A 1,965-nucleotide genomic window follows, 5' to 3' on the forward strand; every position below is an offset into this window, starting at 1 on the left:
GTGCTGGTCATTTTTCTTTGTTTTTATTTAGTTGTTTTTATTTTATCACAAATGTGCGGATAAAATATTTTTTATCACTCCTTTTTTGTAACAAATAAAAAGGGAAATAACAGACCGCTATTTCCACAAACATTATAAATAATTGATAAACATATTCTAAGTTAAGTAAAATATGTTAAAATTGTCAGTGGAAACACAGACTTGTTCAAAATGGATTGTGTTTCCGTTTTTAATTGTCATAGCATTTTAAAATGCTAAAAAATTCATTATATAGCAAATTATAAAAATATACAAATAATTTGTTAAAAAATATAAAAATGTATTATAATATTTTAGATATTTTTATCTTTGGTTTACCATAAATTTTATAAAATAACAAAGGAGAAAAATAATAAAATGCTAACAAATTCATTATATAGCAAATTATAAAAATATACAAATAATTTGTTAAAAAATATAAAAATGTATTATAATATTTTAGATATTTTTATCTTTGGTTTACCATAAATTTTATAAAATAACAAAGGAGAAAAATAAAAATGAAAAAAATATTAAACTTAATGGGAACAATTAGTATAACATTTTCGGGTATTATTCCTTTAATCGGTATGACATCAAATTATGAAAATAAAATTACTGAAAATTTAAAAACTAATTATAATAAAATTCAAATAAAACAAGAAAAATCAGAAGTAAATGTTGATAAAAGGAAAAATAAAATTAAATTTAATAAATATTTTGATTTAAAAGAAATAATTAAAATTACTAATTTAATTTCAATTGTTATTGATCCTTATGATAACTTTTCATCAGAAGAACAAATAAAAGACAGAATAAAACAATTAAATCCAAGGGTAGATATTAGTAAAATTAAAGTTACCAATATAACTACAAAAAGTGCTAAAGTTACTTCAAATGATATAAATATTTATAATGGAAATTTAAAAGTTAAATACAATTGTGTAATTAGATTAAGACCATTTATTAGTAATCAACATTTAGGTGAAATTAAAACTAATGGAACTGATATACCATCAGAAGAACAAATAAAAGACAGAATAAAACAATTAAATCCAAGGGTAGAGTAAATTAAATAAATATTTATTTAAGTGATTAATTAATTCATCATAGTTGGTTTTAAAAATAACAGAAATATAATAAAATTTGGATTAAAAATAATTAATTTTACAATTTGTTAAACAAAATTATTTTTTAAATGTTACAATCTTGTAAATTAAATAAATATTTATTTAAGTGATTAATTAATTCATCTAAACAAGTTGCCGCAACTTGTATTTTTTTAATAAATAACTTGCCACTTGGTAGCGTTGTTTTTAAATAGCATTCACCAATTTTAAGGGTTTTAAGGTCGTTCGGATGAACTATAAACTCATCCACCGAACGCACCGACCCCATATTAGCAGTGTTGTTAATCAAGTTGGTGCGTTATTTTTTCGGTTTCTTGGGTACCAAAAACACTCGCTACATATTCCGCGGTGTTAGGGTCTTTAATGTTATGACAAACAATATTGCTAACATTTCCAAAAATGGTATCTGTTAAATTCATATTGTTTGTTTTTAAATCGTTTGTTGTTTGAAATGACAAGAAACATTGATAATTAAAACTACGCGACTTATTTATTAAGTTAACAATAGTTTCATTTGCAAAGACATTAAACTCATCTAAAACAACATTGATTTTCTGATTAACTGGTTTTAAAGTGGTTAATTCCTTTAAATCTTGGATAATGATTTTCCCAGCCAAACTATCGAGTTCAGGGTATTTCAAAGAATTTATACTAAACAAAATCGTTTTATGTTTAGTAATCAATTCAAATAAACTATTATTTTTGCTAAGCGAATTATTTAATTGCATATTAGTAATATCAAGTTTACTAATCATCCCTGATATTTCTTTTTCTGCAAAATTATTGGTAAGCATATCATAATTTACACTTTTAACAT

General features: G+C 22.3%; 3 protein-coding genes. 1 reads left to right on the top strand and 2 read right to left on the bottom strand.

The genetic code is table 4. The features are described from left to right. The first annotated feature begins 539 nt into the window (after positions 1 to 539). Positions 540 to 1,088 (top strand): hypothetical protein, encoded by a 549-nt coding sequence (locus tag C6B38_RS02760; RefSeq protein WP_105298571.1) that lies wholly within the window; start codon positions 540 to 542, stop codon positions 1,086 to 1,088. Between the two features lie 124 nt (positions 1,089 to 1,212). Here C6B38_RS02760 and C6B38_RS02765 read toward each other — a convergent pair whose 3' ends face one another. Further along, positions 1,213 to 1,398, bottom strand: a complete 186-nt coding sequence (locus C6B38_RS02765; protein ID WP_105298572.1) for a hypothetical protein — start codon at positions 1,396 to 1,398, stop codon at positions 1,213 to 1,215. A gap of 31 nt (positions 1,399 to 1,429) precedes the next feature. Beyond that, on the bottom strand, positions 1,430 to 1,965 hold a 536-nt coding region (locus C6B38_RS02770; RefSeq protein ID WP_233485494.1), incomplete at its 5' end, for a TraM recognition domain-containing protein.

It is taken from the genome of Spiroplasma sp. ChiS (assembly GCF_002968355.1).
Classification (GTDB): Bacteria; Bacillota_I; Bacilli_A; order Mycoplasmatales; family Mycoplasmataceae; genus Spiroplasma; species Spiroplasma citri.